The organism is Sinomonas cellulolyticus, from assembly GCF_014656475.1.
Taxonomy (GTDB): Bacteria; Actinomycetota; Actinomycetes; order Actinomycetales; family Micrococcaceae; genus Sinomonas; species Sinomonas cellulolyticus.
Genome location: NZ_BNCM01000001.1, coordinates 285,118 through 305,645, shown reverse-complemented (window position 1 = coordinate 305,645; position 20,528 = coordinate 285,118). Strand labels below are relative to the sequence as shown.

16 protein-coding genes and 1 tRNA gene are annotated in these 20,528 nt (G+C 70.2%); 11 read left to right on the top strand and 6 right to left on the bottom strand.

Features of this window, described 5'->3' with window-relative positions:
* The first annotated feature begins 17 nt into the window (after positions 1–17).
* The gene (gene pyk / locus IE231_RS01365) at positions 18–1,526 is read left to right on the top strand and encodes a pyruvate kinase (RefSeq protein ID WP_189692128.1); all 1,509 of its coding nucleotides are present in this window, start codon (positions 18–20) and stop codon (positions 1,524–1,526) included.
* Between the two features lie 104 nt (positions 1,527–1,630).
* On the opposite strand, the gene IE231_RS01360 is transcribed toward pyk, so the two are convergent.
* Complete coding sequence (locus IE231_RS01360; protein ID WP_189692302.1) at positions 1,631–2,230, bottom strand: ANTAR domain-containing response regulator; 600 nt, start codon at positions 2,228–2,230, stop codon at positions 1,631–1,633.
* 105 nt (positions 2,231–2,335) lie between these two features.
* On the opposite strand from IE231_RS01360, the gene IE231_RS01355 reads away from it, so the two are divergent.
* A tRNA-Leu gene (locus IE231_RS01355) sits at positions 2,336–2,417 on the top strand.
* Positions 2,418–2,521: 104 nt separating this feature from the next.
* Entirely contained in the window at positions 2,522–3,064 is a 543-nt protein-coding gene (locus IE231_RS01350; protein ID WP_189692127.1) for a dihydrofolate reductase family protein, read from the top strand.
* Positions 3,065–3,066: 2 nt separating this feature from the next.
* Here the strand turns inward: IE231_RS01350 and IE231_RS01345 are convergent, their stop codons facing one another.
* Positions 3,067–3,576, bottom strand: coding sequence for a hotdog fold thioesterase (locus IE231_RS01345; protein ID WP_189692126.1), 510 nt, complete (start codon positions 3,574–3,576; stop codon positions 3,067–3,069).
* 133 nt (positions 3,577–3,709) lie between these two features.
* On the opposite strand from IE231_RS01345, the gene polA reads away from it, so the two are divergent.
* The 5 genes from polA (at position 3,710) to IE231_RS01320 (ending at position 10,977) form a co-directional block, all read left to right on the top strand.
* Complete coding sequence (polA, locus tag IE231_RS01340) at positions 3,710–6,349, top strand: DNA polymerase I (protein WP_229866440.1); 2,640 nt, start codon at positions 3,710–3,712, stop codon at positions 6,347–6,349.
* Positions 6,349–7,662 (top strand): GNAT family N-acetyltransferase, encoded by a 1,314-nt coding sequence (locus IE231_RS01335; RefSeq protein WP_189692124.1) that lies wholly within the window; start codon positions 6,349–6,351, stop codon positions 7,660–7,662. The genes polA and IE231_RS01335 overlap by 1 nt, the downstream gene beginning before the upstream one ends.
* Positions 7,663–7,749: 87 nt before the next feature.
* Positions 7,750–8,670, top strand: a complete 921-nt coding sequence (locus IE231_RS01330) for a polysaccharide deacetylase family protein (RefSeq protein ID WP_189692123.1) — start codon at positions 7,750–7,752, stop codon at positions 8,668–8,670.
* A 176-nt stretch (positions 8,671–8,846) separates the two neighbouring features.
* Positions 8,847–10,307, top strand: coding sequence for a 30S ribosomal protein S1 (rpsA, locus tag IE231_RS01325; protein ID WP_189692122.1), 1,461 nt, complete (start codon positions 8,847–8,849; stop codon positions 10,305–10,307).
* A 232-nt stretch (positions 10,308–10,539) separates the two neighbouring features.
* Positions 10,540–10,977, top strand: coding sequence for a flavodoxin family protein (locus IE231_RS01320; protein WP_189692121.1), 438 nt, complete (start codon positions 10,540–10,542; stop codon positions 10,975–10,977).
* Positions 10,978–11,015: 38 nt separating this feature from the next.
* Here IE231_RS01320 and IE231_RS01315 read toward each other — a convergent pair whose 3' ends face one another.
* A complete protein-coding gene (locus IE231_RS01315; protein WP_189692120.1) occupies positions 11,016–11,699 on the bottom strand; it encodes an IMPACT family protein in 684 nt (227 codons plus the stop codon).
* 34 nt (positions 11,700–11,733) lie between these two features.
* Here IE231_RS01315 and coaE point away from each other — a divergent pair, with 34 nt between their 5' ends.
* The 3 genes from coaE to IE231_RS01300 all read left to right on the top strand — a co-directional run bounded on the left by coaE (position 11,734) and on the right by IE231_RS01300 (position 15,930).
* A complete protein-coding gene (gene coaE / locus IE231_RS01310; RefSeq protein WP_189692119.1) occupies positions 11,734–12,354 on the top strand; it encodes a dephospho-CoA kinase in 621 nt (206 codons plus the stop codon).
* 110 nt (positions 12,355–12,464) lie between these two features.
* Positions 12,465–14,573, top strand: a complete 2,109-nt coding sequence (gene uvrB, locus IE231_RS01305; RefSeq protein WP_189692118.1) for an excinuclease ABC subunit UvrB — start codon at positions 12,465–12,467, stop codon at positions 14,571–14,573.
* On the top strand, positions 14,566–15,930 hold the full coding sequence (locus tag IE231_RS01300) for an MFS transporter (RefSeq protein ID WP_189692117.1): 1,365 nt from the start codon (positions 14,566–14,568) through the stop codon (positions 15,928–15,930). The genes uvrB and IE231_RS01300 overlap by 8 nt, the downstream gene beginning before the upstream one ends.
* A gap of 123 nt (positions 15,931–16,053) precedes the next feature.
* Here IE231_RS01300 and IE231_RS01295 read toward each other — a convergent pair whose 3' ends face one another.
* The 3 genes from IE231_RS01295 to IE231_RS01285 all read right to left on the bottom strand — a co-directional run bounded on the left by IE231_RS01295 (position 16,054) and on the right by IE231_RS01285 (position 20,517).
* Positions 16,054–17,313 carry an alpha/beta fold hydrolase gene (locus IE231_RS01295; protein WP_189692301.1) on the bottom strand — a complete coding sequence of 420 codons (1,260 nt, stop codon included), beginning with the start codon at positions 17,311–17,313 and terminating at the stop codon, positions 16,054–16,056.
* A gap of 86 nt (positions 17,314–17,399) precedes the next feature.
* A complete protein-coding gene (locus IE231_RS01290; RefSeq protein ID WP_189692116.1) occupies positions 17,400–17,933 on the bottom strand; it encodes a GNAT family N-acetyltransferase in 534 nt (177 codons plus the stop codon).
* A gap of 10 nt (positions 17,934–17,943) precedes the next feature.
* Positions 17,944–20,517, bottom strand: a complete 2,574-nt coding sequence (locus tag IE231_RS01285; RefSeq protein ID WP_189692115.1) for a DEAD/DEAH box helicase — start codon at positions 20,515–20,517, stop codon at positions 17,944–17,946.
* Positions 20,518–20,528 lie beyond the last annotated feature (11 nt).

Sequence of the window (20,528 nt, the reverse complement as noted above, 5' to 3'; positions counted from 1 at the left end):
ACACCTAGGGTAGGTACATGAGACGCGCGAAGATCGTGGCCACGTTCGGCCCGGCCATCTCCAGCTACGAGAACACCATGGCGGTCATCGAGGCGGGCGTCGACGTCGCCCGCATGAACATGAGCCATGGCGACCATTCCGTGCACGACGTGACGTACGAGAACGTCCGCAAGGCGGCCGCCGAGCTGGGCAAGGCCGTGGGCATCATGGCTGACCTCCAGGGCCCGAAGATCCGTCTGGGCCGTTTCGTCGACGGGCCGCACGAGCTCGCGGTGGGCGACGTCTTCACCATCACGACCGAGGACGTGCCCGGCACCAAGGACATCTGCTCCACAACCCTCAAGAGCCTCACCGAGGACGTGCGGGTGGGCGACACCCTCCTCATCGACGACGGCAAGGTGGCGCTGAGGGCGACCGCCGTCGACGACGTCAAGGTCACCACCGAGGTGACGGTCGGCGGGACCGTGTCCAACAACAAGGGCATCAACCTCCCCGGCGTGGCGGTCAACGTCCCCGCCCTGAGCGAGAAGGACGAGGTTGACCTCCGATGGGCCCTCAAGCGGGGAGTCGACTTCGTCGCGCTCTCGTTCGTACGGGATGCGAGCGACGTCGAGCGCGTCCACGAGATCATGGACGAGGAGGGCCGCAGGGTCCCGGTGATCGCCAAGATCGAGAAGCCGCAGGCCGTCGACCAGCTCCACGAGATCATCGACGCCTTCGACGCCATCATGGTGGCCCGCGGCGACTTGGGCGTCGAGCTTCCGCTCGAGCAGGTCCCGCTCGTGCAGAAGCGCGCCGTCGAGCTCGCGCGGCGCTGGGCCAAGCCCGTGATCGTGGCGACCCAGGTCCTGGAGTCGATGATCGAGAACCCGCGGCCGACCCGCGCGGAGGCGTCCGACTGCGCCAACGCGGTCCTCGACGGCGCCGACGCGGTCATGCTGTCCGGTGAGACGAGCGTGGGCGCCTACCCGATCGAGACGGTCAAGACGATGGCGAAGATCATCGAGTCCACCGAGGAGCACGGCCTCGAGCGCGTCCCGCCGCTCGGCTCACAGCCCAAGACCCGCGGCGGCGCCATCACCCGGGCTGCCGTCGCGATCGCCGATCAGCTGGACGCGAAGTACATCTGCACGTTCACGCAGTCCGGGGACTCGGCGCGCCGCCTGAGCCGCCTGCGCCCGCAGAAGCCCGTCTTCGCGTTCACCCCCCTGATGTCGACGCTGAACATCCTGAGCCTGTGCTGGGGCATCCAGCCGAGGATGGTGGACTTCGCCGCGCATACCGACCAGATGATCGCCCAGGTGGACGAGTACCTGCTCCGCGCTGGCCTCGCGACACCCAACGACCTGGTCGTGGTCGCTGCCGGCTCCCCGCCCGGAGTGGCCGGCTCCACGAACGCCCTGCGCGTGCACAAGGTGGGCGACCTCGCGGACGCGGGCCAGCTGCTCGACGGCGCGGCCGCACCGGCCCGTGAGCAGGTCGGCCCCTGGCCGCTGCCGACCGAGCCCCGCCGCACCAAGCTGTAGGGAGCCCGAGGGCTGCAGGAAGCCAATAACAACGAGGGCGGCACCCCCCACCGGGGAGTGCCGCCCTCGTCATGCCGACCCGGAGTCAGCGCGGACGCTGAGTCTCAGCTGACCTGGTTGATAATCGTCTCGGCGACCTCGCGCATGCTGAGGCGGCGGTCCATGGAGGTCTTCTGGATCCAGCGGAAGGCCTCCGGCTCGGTCAGCCCCATCTTGGTGATGAGGAGGCTCTTGGCACGCTCGACGAGCTTCCGCGTGGCGAACTGCTCCTTGAGGTCCGTCACCTCGGACTCGAGGGCCTTGATCTCCTCGTGCCGGGACAGGGCGATCTCGAGCGCCGGCACGAGGTCGTTCGGCGTGAACGGCTTCACCACATACGCCATGGCGCCGGCGTCCCGGGCACGCTCGACGAGTTCCTTCTGGCTGAAGGCGGTGAGGAGCACCACGGGGGCGATGCGCGCCCTCACGATCTTCTCCGCTGCGGTGATGCCGTCCATGACCGGCATCTTCACGTCCATGAGCACGAGGTCCGGCCTGAGCTCCTCGGCGAGTTCGACGGCGCGCTGCCCGTTGTCTGCCTCGCCGACCACGTCATAGCCCTCGCCTCGCAGGATCTCGATGATGTCGAGCCTGATGAGGGTCTCGTCCTCCGCGACCACAACGCGCCGCGCGGGTGCGGTGGCCGTGTTCTCACCGGCTTCCATGGCGTGGGGGGTCTTGTCTGACACGCGGGCTCCTTGGGGTCAGCGAATGTTCCTGCCTCGATCCTACCGGGTACAGTAGTCGCGGAAACCATGGCAGTGGTTTGTGCCCGAGTGGCGGAATCGGCAGACGCGCCGCACTCAAAATGCGGTATCGAAAGGTGTGTGGGTTCGAGTCCCACCTCGGGCACTGAACGAGGAGGAGCCCCGGCACGTGCCGGGGCTCCTCCTCTTTCCGCAGCCCCCGAGCGGCGCCGCTGGTTCCTGCCATCGCCCGTGGCTAGGCTGAGGCCCATGTCTGAGTTCGTGTACTTCGTGGGGAGCAGCCTCGACGGCTACATCGCGCAGGACGACGGCGGGCTGGACTGGCTCGAGAAGTTCAACGGCGTCGAGGGCCTCGGCGACTCCTACAGGTCCTTCGAGGACGGGGTCGGCTGCGTGGCGATGGGCGGCGAGACCTACGAGTGGATCCGCCTCCACCAGCCCGGCGCCTGGCCCTATAAGGTGCCGTGCTGGGTCTTCACCCACCACGAGCTGGGCGCTGCGGACGGCGCGGACGTCGTGCTCGTGCGGGGCGACGTCGTGACCTTCGCCGATGAGCTGCGGCGCGATGCGGGCGAGAAGGACGTCTACATCGTCGGCGGCGGAGCGCTGGCGGGCGAGTTCCTCGCGGCAGGGCTCATTGACCGCATCATCCTCACCCTGGTGCCTGTGGCACTCGGCGGCGGGGTGCCCCTGTTCGGCGGGAATCCCCTGCGCGTGCCCGCGGACTTCAGCCTCGACGGCCTCGCCGAGCGGGAGGGCACCGTCGAGCTGCGCTACGTGCGGTCGGAATAGGCCTACCGGCGCGGGCCCGAGGGGTTGTCCCTCAGCAGGTTCGTGATCCGCGCCGTCGAGAGGCGCCGGCCCTCCTCGTCCGTGATGACGATCTCGTGCGCCGTGAGCGTCGACCCGAGGTGGAGGGCGGTGCAGGTTCCCCGGACGAGGCCGTGCGCCGCGGCGCGGTGATGGGTGGCGTTGAGGTCGACGCCGACGGCATGGCGCCCCGGACCCGCGTGGCACCACGCCGCGAAGGAGCCGAGGGTCTCCGCGAGGACCGCATGCGCGCCCCCATGGAGGATCCCGGCCACCTGGGTGTTGCCGGCCACGGGCATCGTGGCGACGGCGCGCTGCGGCGTGAGCTCTTCGAAGACGATGCCCATCTTGACCACGAGGGCTCCCACGCCGCGCGCGGCGAGCAGCGGCCGGAGGCCCTCCGGGATCCCGACGGCCTCGAGTTCGGCGGCGAAGCCGGCGTCCCCGTCGCCGTCCGCGGAGCGGCCGGAGGGCGCGGTGAAATTGTCCTGCATGGCCACTAGGCTGACACCCGTGACTGAATCCAGCAAAACCCTCGCCGCTCCGTCCCCCTTGGCCACCGCGACGGCGGCAGCCGGGGCAGGCGCGGGACGTCAGGGGCGGCTGCTGGTCCTGGACGGCCATTCGATGGCGTTCCGCGCGTTCTTCGCACTCCCCGCCGACAGCTTCGTCAACGCTGCCGGGCAGCACACGAACGCCATCCACGGCTTCACCTCGATGCTCATCAACCTCATCCGGGACCAGGAGCCGACCCACGTCGCCGTGGCGTTCGATGTGAGCGACGAGACGACCCACCGCAAGGCGGAGTACAGCGAGTACAAGGGGGGCCGCAATGCCACGCCTCCCGAGTTCGCCGGCCAGATCGAGTACATCAAGCGCGTCATGGCGGCGCTCGGAGTCCGTACCCTCGAGCTCCCGGGCCACGAGGCCGACGACATCCTGGCAACGCTGGCCACTCAGGGGGCCGCAGCCGGCTACGAGGTGCTCCTCGTCTCGGGGGACAGGGACACGTTCCAGCTCGTGAACGACCAGGTCTCGGTGCTGTACCCGCGCAAGGGTGTGAGCGACCTCCCGCGGATGGACGCGGCCGCGATCGAGGAGAAGTACTTCGTGCCTCCGGCCCAGTACCCCGATCTGGCCGCCTTGGTGGGGGAGTCCGCGGACAACCTCCCGGGCGTTCCGGGGGTGGGGCCCAAGACGGCGGCGAAGTGGATCACGCAGTACGACGGGCTCGAAGGCGTCCTCGCGCATGCCGGCGAGATCAAGGGCAAGGCGGGTGAGAACCTTCGCGAGAACATCGAGGCGGTGGAGCGGAATCGACGGCTCAACCGCCTCCTGACCGATCTCGAGCTGCCGCTCGCGCTGGACGACCTCGCAGATCCGCGACCGGAGCGCTCGGCGGTCGAGGCGCTGTTCGACGAGCTCGAGTTCAAGGCCCTCCGGGGGAGGGTCTACGACATCTTCGGCACGGAAGGCCCCGAGGAGTCCGCTGATGAGTTCCATGTCCCGGAGCACACCGTGGTCACGGACGACGGCGCCCTGGCCGCCGAACTCGCGGACCTCACCGAGGGCGCGGCGGGTGCGCCCATCGCCGTGGCGGTGCGCACCGATGGGGCGAGCCCCCGGCCGGCCCCGGAGGCCCTCGCGCTTGCGACCGCGGACCGGGCCCTCGTGGTGCGGCTCGAGGGCAGGGTCCCCGCCGCCCTCGCCCAATGGCTCGCCGATCCTGCGATCCACAAGTCAACCGCGGAGCTCAAGGAGCTGGCCAAGGCCCTGCGCGCAGCCGGCACGGAGATTGCCGGGGTGGTGGACGACGTTTCCATCTCGGGCTACCTCGCCGAACCGGACCGCCGCTCGTATGCCCTCGGGGACCTCGCCCAGCACCACCTCGGCATCGAGCTCGCGTCGGGAACGCAGCAGAGCGGCCAGCTCGCCCTGGACCTCGCGGGAGCCGAGGCGGCCGCTGCGGCGCTCGTCCGGGAGGCCGCCGTCGTGCACGCGCTTCATGAGGTGCTCGCGCCCCAGCTCGAGGAGCGGGGAGCCAGCGCGCTCCTGGCCGACATGGAGCTGCCGCTCTCCCGGGTGCTCCTGGACATGGAATGGATCGGGATCAGCGTCGATGAGCCGCAGATCGATGCGCTGCTCGACGAGCTCGGCGCCGCGAGCGAGCAGGCGGCGGCGGCCGCGTACGAGGCGATCGGCCACCCGGTGAACCTCGGTTCGCCCAAGCAGCTGCAGACGGTCCTCTTCGAGGAGCTCGAGCTGCCCAAGACGAAGAAGATCAAGACCGGCTATACGACTGATGCGGCCTCCCTCAAGGAACTCCTCGACCGCACCGGACACCCGTTCCTCGCCTCGCTCATGGCGCACCGCGAGTCGAGCAAGCTGCGCCAGATGGTCGAGACGCTCAAGAAGGCCGTGACCGCAGACGGCCGCATCCACACCACCTACGCCCAGACGATCGCCGCGACGGGCCGCCTCTCCTCGAACAACCCCAATCTGCAGAACATCCCGATCCGGTCCGAGGAGGGCCGGCGGGTGCGCGACGTGTTCGTGGCAGGCGAGGGGTACGAGTCGCTGCTCTCGGCGGACTACTCGCAGATCGAGATGCGCATCATGGCGCACCTCTCCGGCGACGAGGGCCTCATCGAGGCGTACCGCGAGGGGGAGGACCTGCACCGGTTCGTCGGTTCGCGGATCTTCCACGTCGAGCCCGCGGACGTCACGAGCGAGATGCGTTCCAAGGTCAAGGCCATGTCCTATGGGCTCGCGTACGGGCTCTCGTCGTTCGGGCTCTCGAAGCAGCTCGAGATCTCGGTGGACGAGGCGAGGACCCTCATGAAGGACTACTTCGACCGGTTCGGTGCGGTGCGGGACTACCTCCGGGGCGTCGTTGAGCAGGCGCGCCAGGACGGCTACACCCAGACCATCTTCGGGCGCCGCCGCTACCTGCCGGACCTCACGAGCCCCAATCGGGCCCATCGGGAACTCGCGGAACGGATCGCCCTCAATTCCCCGATCCAGGGGTCGGCCGCGGACATCATCAAGCGGGCCATGATCGGTGTCGAGGGCGAGCTGGCTGGACGGGGCCTCGGCTCGCGGCTCCTCCTCCAGATCCACGACGAGCTCGTGGTCGAAGTGGCTCCCGGCGAGGAGGCCCAGGTGCGCGAGATCGTCGCGGCGCAGATGGGCTCGGCCGCGGAGCTGAGCGTGCCCCTCGAGGTCCAGATCGGAGTGGGCCGGACCTGGAACGAGGCCGGACACTGATGCCGGGGCCGGAGGCACGCTACGAGATCCGGCGGTTCCACGCGGAGCCCGGCGAGGGGGCCGGCGCCTCCCGGACGGCGGAGTGGATCCGCGCGGTCAACTACGGGTTCTACCAGAAGGCGGTCGGCGAGGACCTCCTGCGGCAGATCGTCGACACCCACGTGGCCGACGACCGTGAGCTCACCGGCGCCTATGAGGTGGACGCCTCGAGCATCCCCGGCTTCGGCCCCGATCGGCCCGTCGCAACCTTCGCCACGCTCCGCAAGACGCTCAATGTCGGCTACGGCCGGCTGGTCCCCGCGCACCTCGTCACCGCCGTCACGGTCCGGACCGACCACCGCCGCCGTGGCCTCCTGCGCCGACTCATGGGCGAGGACCTCGCGCGGGCGAAGGCGGACGGCGTGCCCGTCGCCGCGCTCACCGCGTCCGAGGCCTCGATCTACCGGCGATTCGGCTACGGCGTGGCAACCCTCGAGCGGCGCATCACCGTCGACACGGGCCCGCGCTTCGCGCTGGCCGTCAAGCCGCGGGGCCGCGTCCTCTCGGTTGACCCTCCCGTGATGCGCCGGCTCGCTCCCGAGATCTTCGCCCTGGCCCACGGGGCGGTCCCCGGATCGATCGACCGGCAGGAGAGGTACCGGCTGCGCGCCGCGGGCGAGTGGGCCGAGGAGACGGGCGGCCCCGACAGTGCGGCGCGTGTCGCGGTCCACGTGGGCGAGGATGGCCGTCCCGACGGCTACGCCGCGTACTCCTTCCGCGGATGGTCGCACGAGCCGCCGACCATGGACCTGTGTGACCTCGTCGCCGCCACCCCCGACGCGTACCTCGGCCTGTGGGAGTTCCTCGGCTCGCTCGACCTCGTCGAGCGCGTCGCGTGGGACGAGGCGCCCGTCCAAGACCCGCTCTCATGGGCGCTCGTCGACCCGCGGGTGCTGAAGGCCGACGGCGCCCAGGACATGCTGTGGCTGCGGATCCTCGACGTCGCGGCTGCCCTGCAGGGGCGCCGGTTCGCGCACGACGGCGCGCTCCTGACCAGAATCGACGACCCGCTCGGCCTCACGTCCGGGCGCTACCGCGTGTCGGTGGCATCCGGCGAGTGCCAGGTCGAGCGGGTGCCCGACGATGACCCTTCGCCGGACGATCTCACGATGGACATCGCGGAGCTCTCGTCGGTGTACATTGGCGGGGTGAGCCCGGTGCTGCTCGCGGAGGCGGGCCGCATCCGCAGCGGGGAGCACTCGCCTGAGGCGGCACTGACGCTCGAGCGGATGCTCGCCGTCGAGCGTGCGCCCCACTGTTCCACCCATTTCTAGCCAGAGCGCGCCCTTCGGCATGCGCGCTGGCCTCCCGCAGCACGACCCTGACGACCAGCGCCTGACAGGCCCTCACCCGGAGACCCCATGCCCACCCGCCGCCACGCCCTCATGATGCTGCCCGCGCTCGCGCTCACCGCCTGTGCGGCGCCGCGCGCCATCGAGGCTGGCACTGCAGGTGCCCGTGCCGCCTCGCCTGTCGACGGGACGGCGCCCGCGGACGATGCTGCCGCCGCCAACGCGGTCGCGACGGCTCCAGCACAGTCCCCCGGGGCACCCCACGGGGCTGCCATCGCGCGTCCCTCCGCCGCCGAGATGGTCGAGCGCTTCGGCGGCCGGCGCCCACGCGGCTGGGGGCTGGACCTGGCGGGTGTGGTGACGCGGACGGGCTCCGGGTCCGTTGCCCTGACCTTCGACGCGTGCGGCGGTCCCGGAGGATCCTCGATCGACCAGCGCCTCCTCGCAGCGCTGAGGAAGAACAAGGTTCCCGCGACGCTCTTCCTCAACGCCCGGTGGATCGCGGCCAACCCCGGGCTCAGCGGCGAGCTCGCTGCCGACCCTCTGTTCGAGCTGGCCGACCACGGCACGGCCCACCGCCCGCTGTCGGTGACCGGACGTGCAGCGTACGGAATCCCGGGCACGGCCTCCGTCGCGGCCGCCTATGACGAGCTGGTGTCCAATCGGCAGCATCTGGAACTGCTCGTCGCCCAGCCGTCCCCCTGGTACCGTCCGGGGACGGCCTACTACGACGACGTCGCGGTGGACCTGGTCCGCGCGCTCGGGCTCGTCCCGGTCAACTTCGCCGTCAACGGCGACGGCGGGGCGACCTTCACGCCTACGCAGGTCGTGGACGCCGTGGGAGCGGCCCGTCCCGGCGACATCGTCATCAGCCACCTGAACCGCCCCGCCTCGGGGACTGCGGCCGGATACGAGGCCGTGCTGCCGCGGATGCTGGACCGGGGAGTGGCCTTCGCGACGCTCTCGCGCGCGGGCGCCGCCCACGTCTGAGCTGTTTTGACCCGGATTGCGGCCGCCACTAGACTGGATGGGCGTGTACCGCGCGTGCATTCACGCGAGATCCATGCAAGAACCATTGAAACTTCACGCGGGACCACGGTGCCGGCTGCAGCCGGTCCCATCGCCCTGCCTGACCGACCAACTATCCACATCGGAGCCCCTACTACATGACCATCACCTCCACGACGTCCTCTACGCCGCAGGTCGCCATCAACGACGTCGGCACGCCCGAGGAGTTCCTCGCCGCCGTCGACGCCACCATCAAGTACTTCAACGACGGCGATCTCGTTGAGGGCACTGTTGTCAAGGTCGACCGCGACGAGGTCCTGCTTGACATCGGGTACAAGACGGAGGGTGTCATCCCCTCCCGTGAGCTCTCCATCAAGCACGACGTCGATCCGAGCGACGTCGTTGCCGTCGGCGACCAGGTCGAGGCCCTCGTTCTCACCAAGGAGGACAAGGAAGGCCGCCTGATCCTGTCCAAGAAGCGTGCGCAGTACGAGCGTGCGTGGGGCGACATCGAGAAGATCAAGGAAGAGGACGGCGTCGTCACCGGCACCGTCATCGAGGTGGTCAAGGGTGGCCTCATCCTCGACATCGGCCTCCGCGGCTTCCTCCCTGCCTCCCTCGTGGAGATGCGCCGCGTCCGCGATCTCGCGCCGTACATCGGCCAGAAGATCGAGGCCAAGATCATCGAGCTCGACAAGAACCGCAACAACGTGGTCCTGTCCCGCCGTGCCTGGCTCGAGCAGACCCAGTCCGAGGTCCGCTCGTCCTTCCTCAACAAGCTCGAGAAGGGCCAGGTCCGCACGGGCGTCGTGTCCTCGATCGTCAACTTCGGTGCGTTCGTGGACCTCGGCGGCGTCGACGGCCTCGTGCACGTCTCGGAGCTGTCCTGGAAGCACATCGACCACCCGTCCGAGGTTGTCGAGGTCGGCCAGGAGGTCACGGTGGAGGTCCTCGAGGTCGATCTCGACCGCGAGCGCGTCTCCCTGTCGCTCAAGGCGACGCAGGAGGATCCGTGGCAGACCTTCGCGCGCACCCACGCGCTGGGCCAGGTCGTCCCGGGCAAGGTCACCAAGCTCGTGCCGTTCGGCGCATTCGTGCGCGTCGAGGACGGTATCGAGGGCCTCGTCCACATCTCCGAGCTGGCAGTCCGCCACGTGGACCTCGCCGAGCAGGTCGTCTCGGTGGGCGACGAGCTCTTCGTCAAGGTCATCGACATCGACCTCGAGCGTCGCCGCATCTCCCTCTCGCTCAAGCAGGCCAACGAGGGCGTGGACCCGGACTCGACCGAGTTCGACCCGGCCCTGTACGGCATGGCTGCGGAGTACGACGAGGAGGGCAACTACAAGTACCCGGAGGGCTTCGACCCGGAGTCCAACGAGTGGCTCGAGGGCTACGAGGCGCAGCGCGCCGCGTGGGAGCAGCAGTACGCCGATGCCCAGGCCCGCTGGGAGGCGCACAAGAAGCAGGTCGCGCAGCACCTTTCGGACGACGCGGCCGCCGCGTCTGGCCACGAGTCGGCGCCGACCACCTACTCCTCCGAGGCTCCGGCCACCGAGCACGGCACGCTTGCCTCCGATGAGGCTCTCGCCGCCCTGCGCGAGAAGCTCACCGGCAACTGATCCTGCTGGCGGTCCGCTGGGACCGTCGAGGATTTGCACCGTCCCTGAGGGCGGGTCCTGCACGAGCGGGACCCGCCCTCGGGCGTCTCTGAGGAGTGGACGGGGACGGAGCCTGGGAAGGTGCGGGTCCTTGGTCCCTAACAGCGGGTTCCGACGGCTCCTAGCGTGGATGGCGGGAGGCGGGTTAACCCCCAGCACCCGCCTTCCGTACTCGTCCTCGGAAGGCAGCGGCATGGAAGCGGTCGTGGTCTACGCGTCCCAGTTCGGCAACACCCGCATGATCGCCGAGGCGATCGCGCGCGGGATCGGGTCCGGCACGCCAGCGGTTGACGCGAGTGGATTCTCTCCCGCGGGCCTCCGGCCGGGCTCGCTGCTCGTGGTGGGCAGTCCGATCGTCGGGTGGAGGCCCCTCGAGGGCCTCGGTGCGTGGCTCGACGCCCTCGCGCCCGGGTCGCTCGCGGGGATCCGGACCGCCGCCTTCGACACGCGCGTGAAGCTTTTCATCCACGGAGACGCCGCGAAGAAGATCGAGCACGCGCTCGAGAAGGCCGGCGCCCGGCGCGCGGCCGAGCCCTCGTGGTACTACGTCGCGGGCCAGGAGGGCCCGCTGCTCGACGGCGAGGTCGAGCGCGCCGAGGCATGGGGCAGAGAGCTCGCCGCTGCCGGCTGACGGCCGCCGCACAGTCCTGCTAGAGGCGCACAGTCCTGCTAGAGCGGAAGGTCCACCCAGGACGTGCCACGGGGAACGGCCCGTGCAGCGCCACCGGTGAGGCTCGCAAGACGTTCTTGGAACGAGTCGGCGGCGTCGTCGGAATCATCAAGCGCCACCCGGAGGACGGCCGCGTGCGGGCCGTACTCGCTCCCCAGCACCACGGTGCCGGCTGCCCTCAGGTCATTCTCGAGCCGAGGGGCGACGGCGTGCGGCGCCTCGATCTCGAGGAGGCGCAGGCGCTGCCGGCCCAGGAGCGGCGCCGATGCCAGGGCCGCGGAGACTGACTCGGAGTAGGCCCGCACGAGCCCGCCGGCGCCCAGCAGGATCCCGCCGAAGTACCTCACGACCACCGCGGCGATGTCGCTGAGGTCCGCCACGCCGTCGTGCGTCTGGCGCTTCAGGAGGGCCTCGAGCATCGGGATTCCCGCGGTTCCCGAGGGCTCTCCGTCGTCGCTGCTGCGCTGGATCGTGCGGTCGGGCCCGAGCACGAAGGCGCTGCAGTGATGGCGCGCGTCGTGGAACTCCCGGCGCAGCGCGGCCACGAGCGCGCGGGCCTCCTCCTCGCTGGTCGCCCTCCGCAGGACGGTGATGAACCGGGACCGCTTGACCTCGAGCTCATGGCGGTGCTCCCCGTCGATGGTCGTATAGGCCGTGGCGCGGCTGATCTCGCTCACCGTCACCAGTCTAGGAGCCCTGCTCGGCTACTCTGGAGCGGTGCTGAGGGTTGGGCTGACAGGCGGGATCGCCTCTGGCAAGTCGGAAGTGTCGCGGCGCCTCGCGGAGCGCGGCGCGGTGATCGTGGATGCGGATGTGCTCGCACGGGAGGCGGTCGCCCCGGGATCTCCCGGGCTCGCGGAGGTGGTCGAGGCGTTCGGCCCCGGAGTCCTCACGCACGACGGCGGGCTGGACCGGGCGGCGCTCGGCGCGATCGTCTTCGCGGACCGGACGCAGCGCGAGAGGCTCAACGGCATTATCCACCCCCGGGTCCGGGCGCGTGCCGCCCAGCTCGTCGCAGACGCAGTGGCCGCTGATCCCCACGCGGTGGTGGTGCAGGACATCCCCCTCCTCGTCGAGACGGGCCAGGCGGCGGCCTTCGACACCGTGGTGGTCGTCGATGCGCCGGACGACGTCCGGATCGCACGCCTGCGCGCGCGCAACGGGATGAGCGATGAGGAGGCCCGATCGCGGATCGCCGCCCAGGCAACGCGCGAGGAGCGCCTGGCGGCCGCGCACCACGTGGTGGACAACGACGGCTCGCTCGAGGCCCTGCGCGCCCAGGTGGACCGGCTCTGGGACGACGTCCTCGCGCCGGCTGCTGCGCGGCCTGGAGGATGAGCGCCGGACGGGCCGCGTAGGGTCCGTGTCCCGGAGACCCCAGTCAGCCCTGCGCGATCACGGGCCGCTGCGGACAGCTGCTGTCCGCTGCGCGGGCGTAGATTTGACCTATGAGCCTTGCCCAGGAGATCAACCGCGTCGTGGCGCCGTTCAAGGTGGTCAGCGAGTACGAGCCGGCGGGCGACCAGCCGACCGCCATCGCCGAGATCGCCGAGCGGATCCAGAACGGGGAGAAGGACGTCGTCCTCCTCGGCGCGACTGGCACGGGCAAGAGCGCCACGACCGCGTGGGTCATCGAGAAGCTCCAGCGCCCCACGCTCGTCCTCGTGCAGAACAAGACGCTCGCCGCGCAGCTCGCCAATGAGTTCCGCGAGCTCATGCCCAACAACGCGGTCGAATACTTCGTCTCGTACTACGACTACTACCAGCCCGAGGCGTACGTGCCGCAGACGGACACCTTCATCGAGAAGGACTCCTCGATCAACGAGGAGGTCGAGCGGTTGCGCCACTCCGCGACCAACGCCCTCCTGACCCGTCGCGACGTCGTCGTGGTCGCCACGGTCTCGTGCATCTACGGCCTCGGCACTCCCGAGGAGTACGTGGCTGGCATGGTCACGCTCCGGCGCGGCATGGAGATGGACCGGGACGCACTGCTGCGCCAGTTCGTCTCGATGCAGTACGTGCGCAATGACGTCGACTTCCACCGCGGCACGTTCCGGGTGCGGGGCGACACGGTCGAGATCATTCCGATGTACGAGGAGCAGGCGCTGCGGATCGAGTTCTTCGGGGACGAGATCGAGTCCATCCACACGCTCCACCCGCTCACCGGCGAGGTGATCCGGGAAGAGACCGAGATGTACGTGTTCCCCGCGAGCCACTACGTGGCCGGCCCCGAGCGCATGGCCCGGGCCATCAAGGGCATCGAGGACGAGCTCGCGGACCGGCTTGCACTCCTCGAGTCCCAGAACAAGCTCGTCGAGGCCCAGCGCCTCCGCATGCGGACCACCTACGACCTCGAGATGATGCAGCAGATGGGGTTCTGCAACGGCATCGAGAACTACTCGCGGCACATCGACGGCCGCGAGGCGGGGACGGCGCCGCACTGCCTCCTGGACTACTTCCCGGAGGACTTCCTGCTCGTCATCGACGAGTCCCACGTGACCGTGCCGCAGATCGGGGCAATGTACGAGGGCGACATGTCCCGCAAGCGGACCCTTGTGGAACACGGCTTCCGGCTGCCCTCGGCCATGGACAACCGGCCGCTCAAGTGGGACGAGTTCCTCGAGCGGATCGGCCAGACGATCTACCTCTCGGCGACCCCGGGCAAGTACGAGCTCGGCAAGTCCGACGGCGTCGTGCAGCAGATCATCCGTCCTACCGGGCTCATTGATCCCGAGGTCATCGTCAAGCCCACCAAGGGCCAGATCGACGACCTGCTGGGCGAGATCCGCGACCGGGTCGAGAGGGACGAGCGCGTGCTCGTCACGACCCTGACCAAGCGGATGGCCGAGGACCTCACCGAATACCTCCTCGGCCACGGCGTGAAGGTCCAGTACCTGCACTCCGACGTCGACACCCTCCGGCGCGTCGAGCTCCTCCGGGAGCTGCGGCTCGGCACCTTCGACGTCCTGGTGGGCATCAACCTCCTGCGCGAGGGCCTCGACCTGCCCGAGGTGTCCCTCGTGAGCATCCTCGACGCGGACAAGGAGGGTTTCCTCCGCTCGGCGACCTCACTCATCCAGACGATCGGCCGCGCGGCGCGCAACGTGTCGGGCCAAGTGCACATGTACGCGGACAAGATCACGGACTCGATGGCCCAGGCGATCGACGAGACGAACCGCCGCCGTGAGATCCAGGTGGCGTTCAACAGGGAGCGGGGCATCGACCCGCAGCCGCTGCGGAAGCGCATCGCGGACATCACGGACCAGCTGGCCCGCGAGGACCAGGACACGGAGAAGCTGTTCAAGCAGTTCGACTACGGCAAGGGCAAACGGGGCTACTCCTCGGCGCGGGCTGTGCAGGCCGGCCGGGAGACGGTCCGGAAGGACGGCGTTGCCGCCGCGCCGGCCGAGGACCTCATCGGTCTCATCGCGCAGCTCACCGAGCAGATGCACGGGGCCGCAGCCGAGCTCCAGTTCGAGCTCGCCGCGCGGCTGAGGGACGAGGTCCGAGACCTCAAGAAGGAACTGCGCCAGATGCAGGCGGCCGGGCATGCCTGAGCCGAAGGAGGCCGCCGCCGACGAGGCAGAGCGGCCATCCCCGCCCAGGCCCGGGGACGACGACGCGGGCTTCCGTCGCGTCCAGCGGCGCACCGTCGGCGTGCTCGCCTCGGCCCAGCTGCTGAGCGGCCTCGGGAACGGCGCCACCCTGGCCATCGGGTCCCTTCTCGCGGTCCAGTACGGCGGCTCCGACGCCTGGGCGGGCTCGGTGACGACGATCCTCACCCTCACCGCGGCCATCGCCGCCCTGCCTCTGAGCGGCCTTGCCGCGGCCTTGGGCCGGCGAACGGCGCTCGTGACGGGCCTCGGCCTCGCGATGCTCGGCTCGGCCAGCATCGTCGTCTCCACGATCGTGGCGTCCCTCATTCCGCTGCTCGTGGGCGCGGCGCTCCTCGGCGTCGGGACGGCCGTGAACCTGCAGTCGCGCTTCGCCGCCGTCGACCTCGCCCGGCCGGCCCACCGCGGGCGGGACCTCTCGCTCGTCGTGTGGTCCATCACGGTCGGTGCGGTCGCTGGCCCCAATCTCATCAAGCCCGGGGCAGCGCTCGGACGCGCGCTGAATCTGCCCGAGACCGCCGGCCCGTTCGTCATCTCGGTGACGGGCATGGCCCTCGCCGCCGCGATCCTGTGGTTCGGCCTGCGCCCCGATCCGCTGCTCGAGGCGCGCCGGCGCTTGGGCGTCACGGCCGTTGCGGCAGGCTCGGGCAGGCAGCCGTGGGGAACGGCGTTCAGGGGCGGTCTCGTCGCGATCCGCACCTCGCCGGACGCCGCCCTCGCGGTGGCCGGCGTCGTCGCCGCGCACGCGGTGATGGTTGCAGTCATGGCCATGACGCCCCTGCACCTGCAGCAGGTCACCGTGGGTCCACTGGGCGGTATGGGACACGAGGGCCACGTCAGCACCGACTCGTTCGCACTGATCGGCTTCACGATCTCGCTGCACATCGCGGGGATGTATGCGCTTTCACCGCTCGTCGGTTCCATCTCGGACCGCTTCGGGCGGCGCAGGATGCTTGCCGTCGGCCACGGGATCCTCCTCGTCGCCGTGATCCTCGCAGCCATCGGCGCTGCCAGCCCGGCGGCCGTGACGGTCGCACTCGTCCTGCTGGGCCTGGGGTGGTCCGCCGCGACGATCGCCGGCTCGGCCCTGCTGGCCGAGAGCGTGGAGGACGAGCACCGGGTCCAGGCCCAGGGGGTGAGCGATACCGGCATGGGCCTCGCCGGAGCCGCCGGGGGAGCCCTCGCCGGCGTCGCCATGGCCCTCGTGGGCTTCGAGGGCCTCGCCCTCATCGCCGGCGTGCTGAGCGTGGGGGTGCTCGCGGCCGCGGCCCTGGGAAGGCGGCGCGCCGCCGCGGCCTGAGCCGGCAGGCGCAGCGCGGGGACTACGACGCGCGCCCGCGCCGCGTTAACCCCCCGGGCCGCTGGGGTCAGTCTGGCCGCGTGAACCGTTCCGGGCCGCGTGAACCGTTCCGGGCCGCGGGGGTCAGTCCGGATCGGCCATCCCGTGGAGCCGGGCGAAGATGGCCTCGCCGTCGTCCGAGATGCCGTCGTGGTGGAAGTCTGCGGTCTCCCAGACGCGGAGGTTCCCCACGGAACCCGCGGTCTCGAGGGACAGGGTGCGGTCCACGAAGATGTCGTCCCGGTACACGGCGGCTGCGGCGGGCACGGCGTTCGCGCCGAGCTGCCCAGTGTCGTAGAGGGCGCCCCAGTCGGCCTTCTCGGCGAGGAGGTTGGCTGTCTCCGCGAGCGGCACGAGCGCTGGATCCTGCTCGAAGTACCACGGCATGACCATCTCGCCCAGCAGGAGCGGCTCGTCGGCGTCGGCCCTGAACTCCGGATGCGCGTCGAGGACGCGCCAGGCGGCCCAGCCCGTCGCCTCGCCCTGGGCGTAGATCGACTCGTGCATGAGCGCGTACAGCGGGTTCGCGGCGCGAGAGACGAGAGCCTGGACCTGGGCGAGGAATCCGTCCGAGAGCCGCCGCGTGGCGATCCCCTGCGTGAAGGCGTCCTCGAGGAGGTAGTGGAGCGAGTCCACCCGCGTGTTCCCGCCCAGGAGGCTCCCCACGAGCTGGAAGCGCTCGGGCGTGAGCCGCTCTCCCGAGGGGAGCCGCTCGTCCTCCGATGCGAGATGCTCCATGACCTGGTTCACGGCCGCCCGATCCTGCGGGTACCAGGCGAAGTACTCGGCGTTCCGAGCCGCGACCCGCGCGTACGTGGCCCGGTAGACCCGTTCCGCCGGCCCCGTGAGCGGCGCGAGGCCGCCCGTGATGAGGGCCCGACGGAGGCCCTCCGGGGCGATCGAGAGGTAGCTGAGCGTGCAGAAGCCGCCGTAGCTCTGCCCGTACACGGTCCACGGGCCGGAACCGAGGGCCCGGCGGATCACCTCGCAGTCCTTCACGATCGAGTCGGCGCGGAAGTGCGCGAGGTACTCCGCCTGCGCCGCGGGTCCGCCCCGGCGCGGGAGGGTCACGCGGTCCGCGGGGGAGGAGAGGCCTGTTCCCCGCTGGTCGAGCATGAGGATGCGGAAGTCGGCCGCGGCGGCCTTCATCCATCCGGCCAGGCTCGTGGCCCGGTTGCCGCGGCCGCCGGGTCCGCCCTGCAGGAACACGAGCCAGGGCAGGTTCCCCGCGGCCGCCACGCTGTGCGCGGAGGAGACGTACTCCCGCGCGAAGACCTCGATCAGCTCCCCGCCGGGGTTGCTGTGGTCGAGGGGCACCGCGAAGAGGTGCTCGGCGGTCCGCATCCCCCGGAACTCGTGCCGGCCGAGGATGCGGTGGGCGGACGACGGCGCCGCGCCAGCCCCGCCGCGGCGCGCACCCGCCGTCGTGCTCACCGCGCGGCTTCCCGGGCCGCGACGGTTCCGGCGGACCCGAACTCTGTCAGCGCCTCACCCGTCAGCCGGAAGGTGTCCCACTCCTCCAGGGGAACCGCCCCGAGGCTGCGGTAGAAGCCGATCGAGGGGGTGTTCCACTTCAGGACCGCCCATTCGACCCGGGCATACCCCCGCTCCACAGCGATCCGGGCGAGTTCCTCGAGCAGAGCCCTGCCGTAGCCGCGCCCGCGCGTCTCGGGCCGCACGTACAGGTCTTCGAGGTAGATGCCATGCGTGCCTTCCCACGTAGAGTAGTTGAGGAACCACAGCGCGAAGCCCACCACGCGCGCCGCGCCGTCCGGATCGGTCCGCTCCTCGACGACGTGTGCGAAGATCGCGGGATTCTCGCCGAACAGCTGGTCCGTGAGCGCCCTGACGGTAGTCCGGACCGCGTCGGGCTCCTTCTCGTACGCGGCGAGCTCGTGGATGAGCTCGAGGATGACGGGGACATCAGCCGGCTGTGCCCTTCGGAGGGCAGACGAAACGCTCATGCCTCCCAACTTAGCCGCCGAGGCGCCCCACCGAGGTCACGTGGATCACCGCGGCCCCGGCTTCGTTGCTGGCCTCGAGGTCGACGTCCGCGGAGAATCCCCAGTCGCGGTTGCCCGCCGGATCGTCGAAGATCTGCCGCACGTGCCAGACCCCCGGCGCCTCGGTGATGATGAGCAGCTGCGGCCCGCGCGCGTCCGGTCCCGTGCCGATGTCCTCGTGCTCCTCGAAGTAGGCGTCGAGGGCATCCTCCCACTCGTCGACCCCGAGGACGGCATCGCCGGCGGCGCCGGCCTCGAGCGCGGCCAGGCCCTCGGAATCCTCGTCCGCGAACAGCTCCACACGCCGGAACAGCTCGTTGCGGACCATGACCCTGAAGGCACGGATGTTGGAGGTGAGCGCCGGCGGGGGAGGAGGCGGGGCGTCGAACGCGTGCAGGTCCTTGCCGCTCGTGAGCTCCTCCCACTCGTCCAGCAGGCTCGAGTCCACCTGCCGCACGAGCTCGCCGAGCCATGCGATGAGGTCCTCGAGGTCCTCGCGCAGCGCATCCTGCGGCACAGTCTGGCGCAGCGCCTTGAACGCATCGGTCAGGTAGCGCAGCACGATGCCCTCGCTGCGTGCCAGCCCGTAGAACTGCACGAACTCGCCGAAGTCCATGGCCCGTTCGTACATGTCCCGCACGATGGACTTGGGGGCAAGCTCGAAGTCGCCCACCCAGGGCGCGTGGCGGCGGTACGTCTCGAACGCGGCCTCGAGGAGCTCCTTGAGGGGCTCGGGGTAGGTGACCGCGTCCAGCGCGTTCATGCGCTCCGTGTACTCGAGCCCGTCCGCCTTCATGGCGGTGAGCGCCTCCGTCTTGGCCTTCTTCAGCTGGGCCGAGAGGATCTGCCGCGGCTTCTCGAGCGTTGCCTCGATGACGGAGACGACGTCGAGGGCGTAGGAGGGCGATTCCGGGTCCAGGAGGTCGAGCGCCGCGAGGGCGAACGGGGAGAGCGGCTGGTTGAGGGCAAAGTTCTCCTGGAGGTCCACCGTGAGGCGCAGGGTGTGGCCGCTCGCCCGCTGCTCCGAGGTGAGCTCGTCCTCCGGGATGCGCTCGACGACGCCCGCGGCCATCAGCTCGCGGAGGATCCCGAGCGCGCGGCGCATGAGGCGCAGCTGGACGGGGCGAGGCTCGTGGTTCTCGGTCAGCAGCCGGTGCGCCGCCGTGAACGGGTTGCCGGGGCGCGCCATGAGGTTCAGGAGCATCGCGTGGGTCACCGTGAAGCTCGACGAGAGCGGCTCGGGCGCGGCCTCGACGAGCTTTTCGAAGGTGGGACGCCCCCAGGAGACGAAGCCCTCGGGCGGCTTCTTCTTCACGACCTGGCGCAGCTTGCGCTGATCGTCTCCGAACTTCGCCCTCGCCTTGTCCATGGCGCGGTTGTTCTCGACGACGTGCTCGGGCGCCTGCACGACGACGGTCCCCGCCGTGTCGAACCCGGCCCGCCCTGCGCGCCCGGCGATCTGGTGGAACTCGCGCGCATTCAGGTGGCGCGTCCGGGTCCCGTCGAACTTGCTCAGGGCCGTGATGAGCACCGTGCGGATGGGGACGTTGATTCCGACGCCCAGCGTGTCTGTTCCGCAGATGACCTTGAGCAGTCCTGCCTGGGCGAGCTGCTCGACGAGCCTGCGGTACTTCGGGAGCATGCCCGCGTGGTGCACCCCGATCCCGTGCCGGACGAGCCGGTTCAGGGTCTTGCCGAACCCGGCCGCGAAGCGGAACCCTCCGATCAGCTCGCCGATACGGTCCTTCTCCTCGCGCGTGCACATGTTCACGCTCATGAGCTGCTGGGCACGCTCAATCGCCTCGAGCTGGCTGAAGTGGACCACATAGACCGGGACCTGCTTCGTCGCGAGGAGCTCCTCGAGCGTCTCGTGGACCGGCTTCTCCTCGTAGTAGTAGTGCAGCGGAATCGGACGGTCCGCATGGGCTACGGTCGTCGTCGTGCGTCCCGTGCGGTCGGTGAGCTCCTTCTCGAAGCGGCTCACGTCCCCGAGCGTCGCGCTCATGAGGAGGAACTGCGCCTGGGGGAGCTCGAGGAGCGGGACCTGCCACGCCCAGCCGCGCTGGGGATCGGAGTAGAAGTGGAACTCGTCCATGACTACGGGCCCCAGCTCGGCCGCCGCGCCCTCGCGGAGGGCGTGGTTGGCGAGGATCTCCGCTGTGCAGCAGATGATCGGCGCCTCCGGGTTCACGGATGAGTCTCCGGTGACCATGCCGACGTTCTCCGCGCCGAAGATCTCGCACAGGGCGAAGAACTTCTCGGAGACGAGGGCCTTGATGGGGGCTGTGTAGTAGCTGCGCCTTCCGGTGGCGAGCCCGTGGAAGTGTGCGGCGATCGCCACGAGGGACTTCCCGGACCCCGTCGGCGTGGCCAGGATCACGTTGGAGCCGGAGACGATCTCGAGCACGGCCTCGTCCTGGGCCGGGTACAGCGTCAGTCCTCTGCCCTCGGCCCACCCGACGAACGCGTCGTACACCGCGTCGGGCAGCGAGCCGTCCTGGTCGGAGAGGGAGGACGGCGCGGGAAGGAGGCTGTCGAGTCGCATGGCGCCCTCAG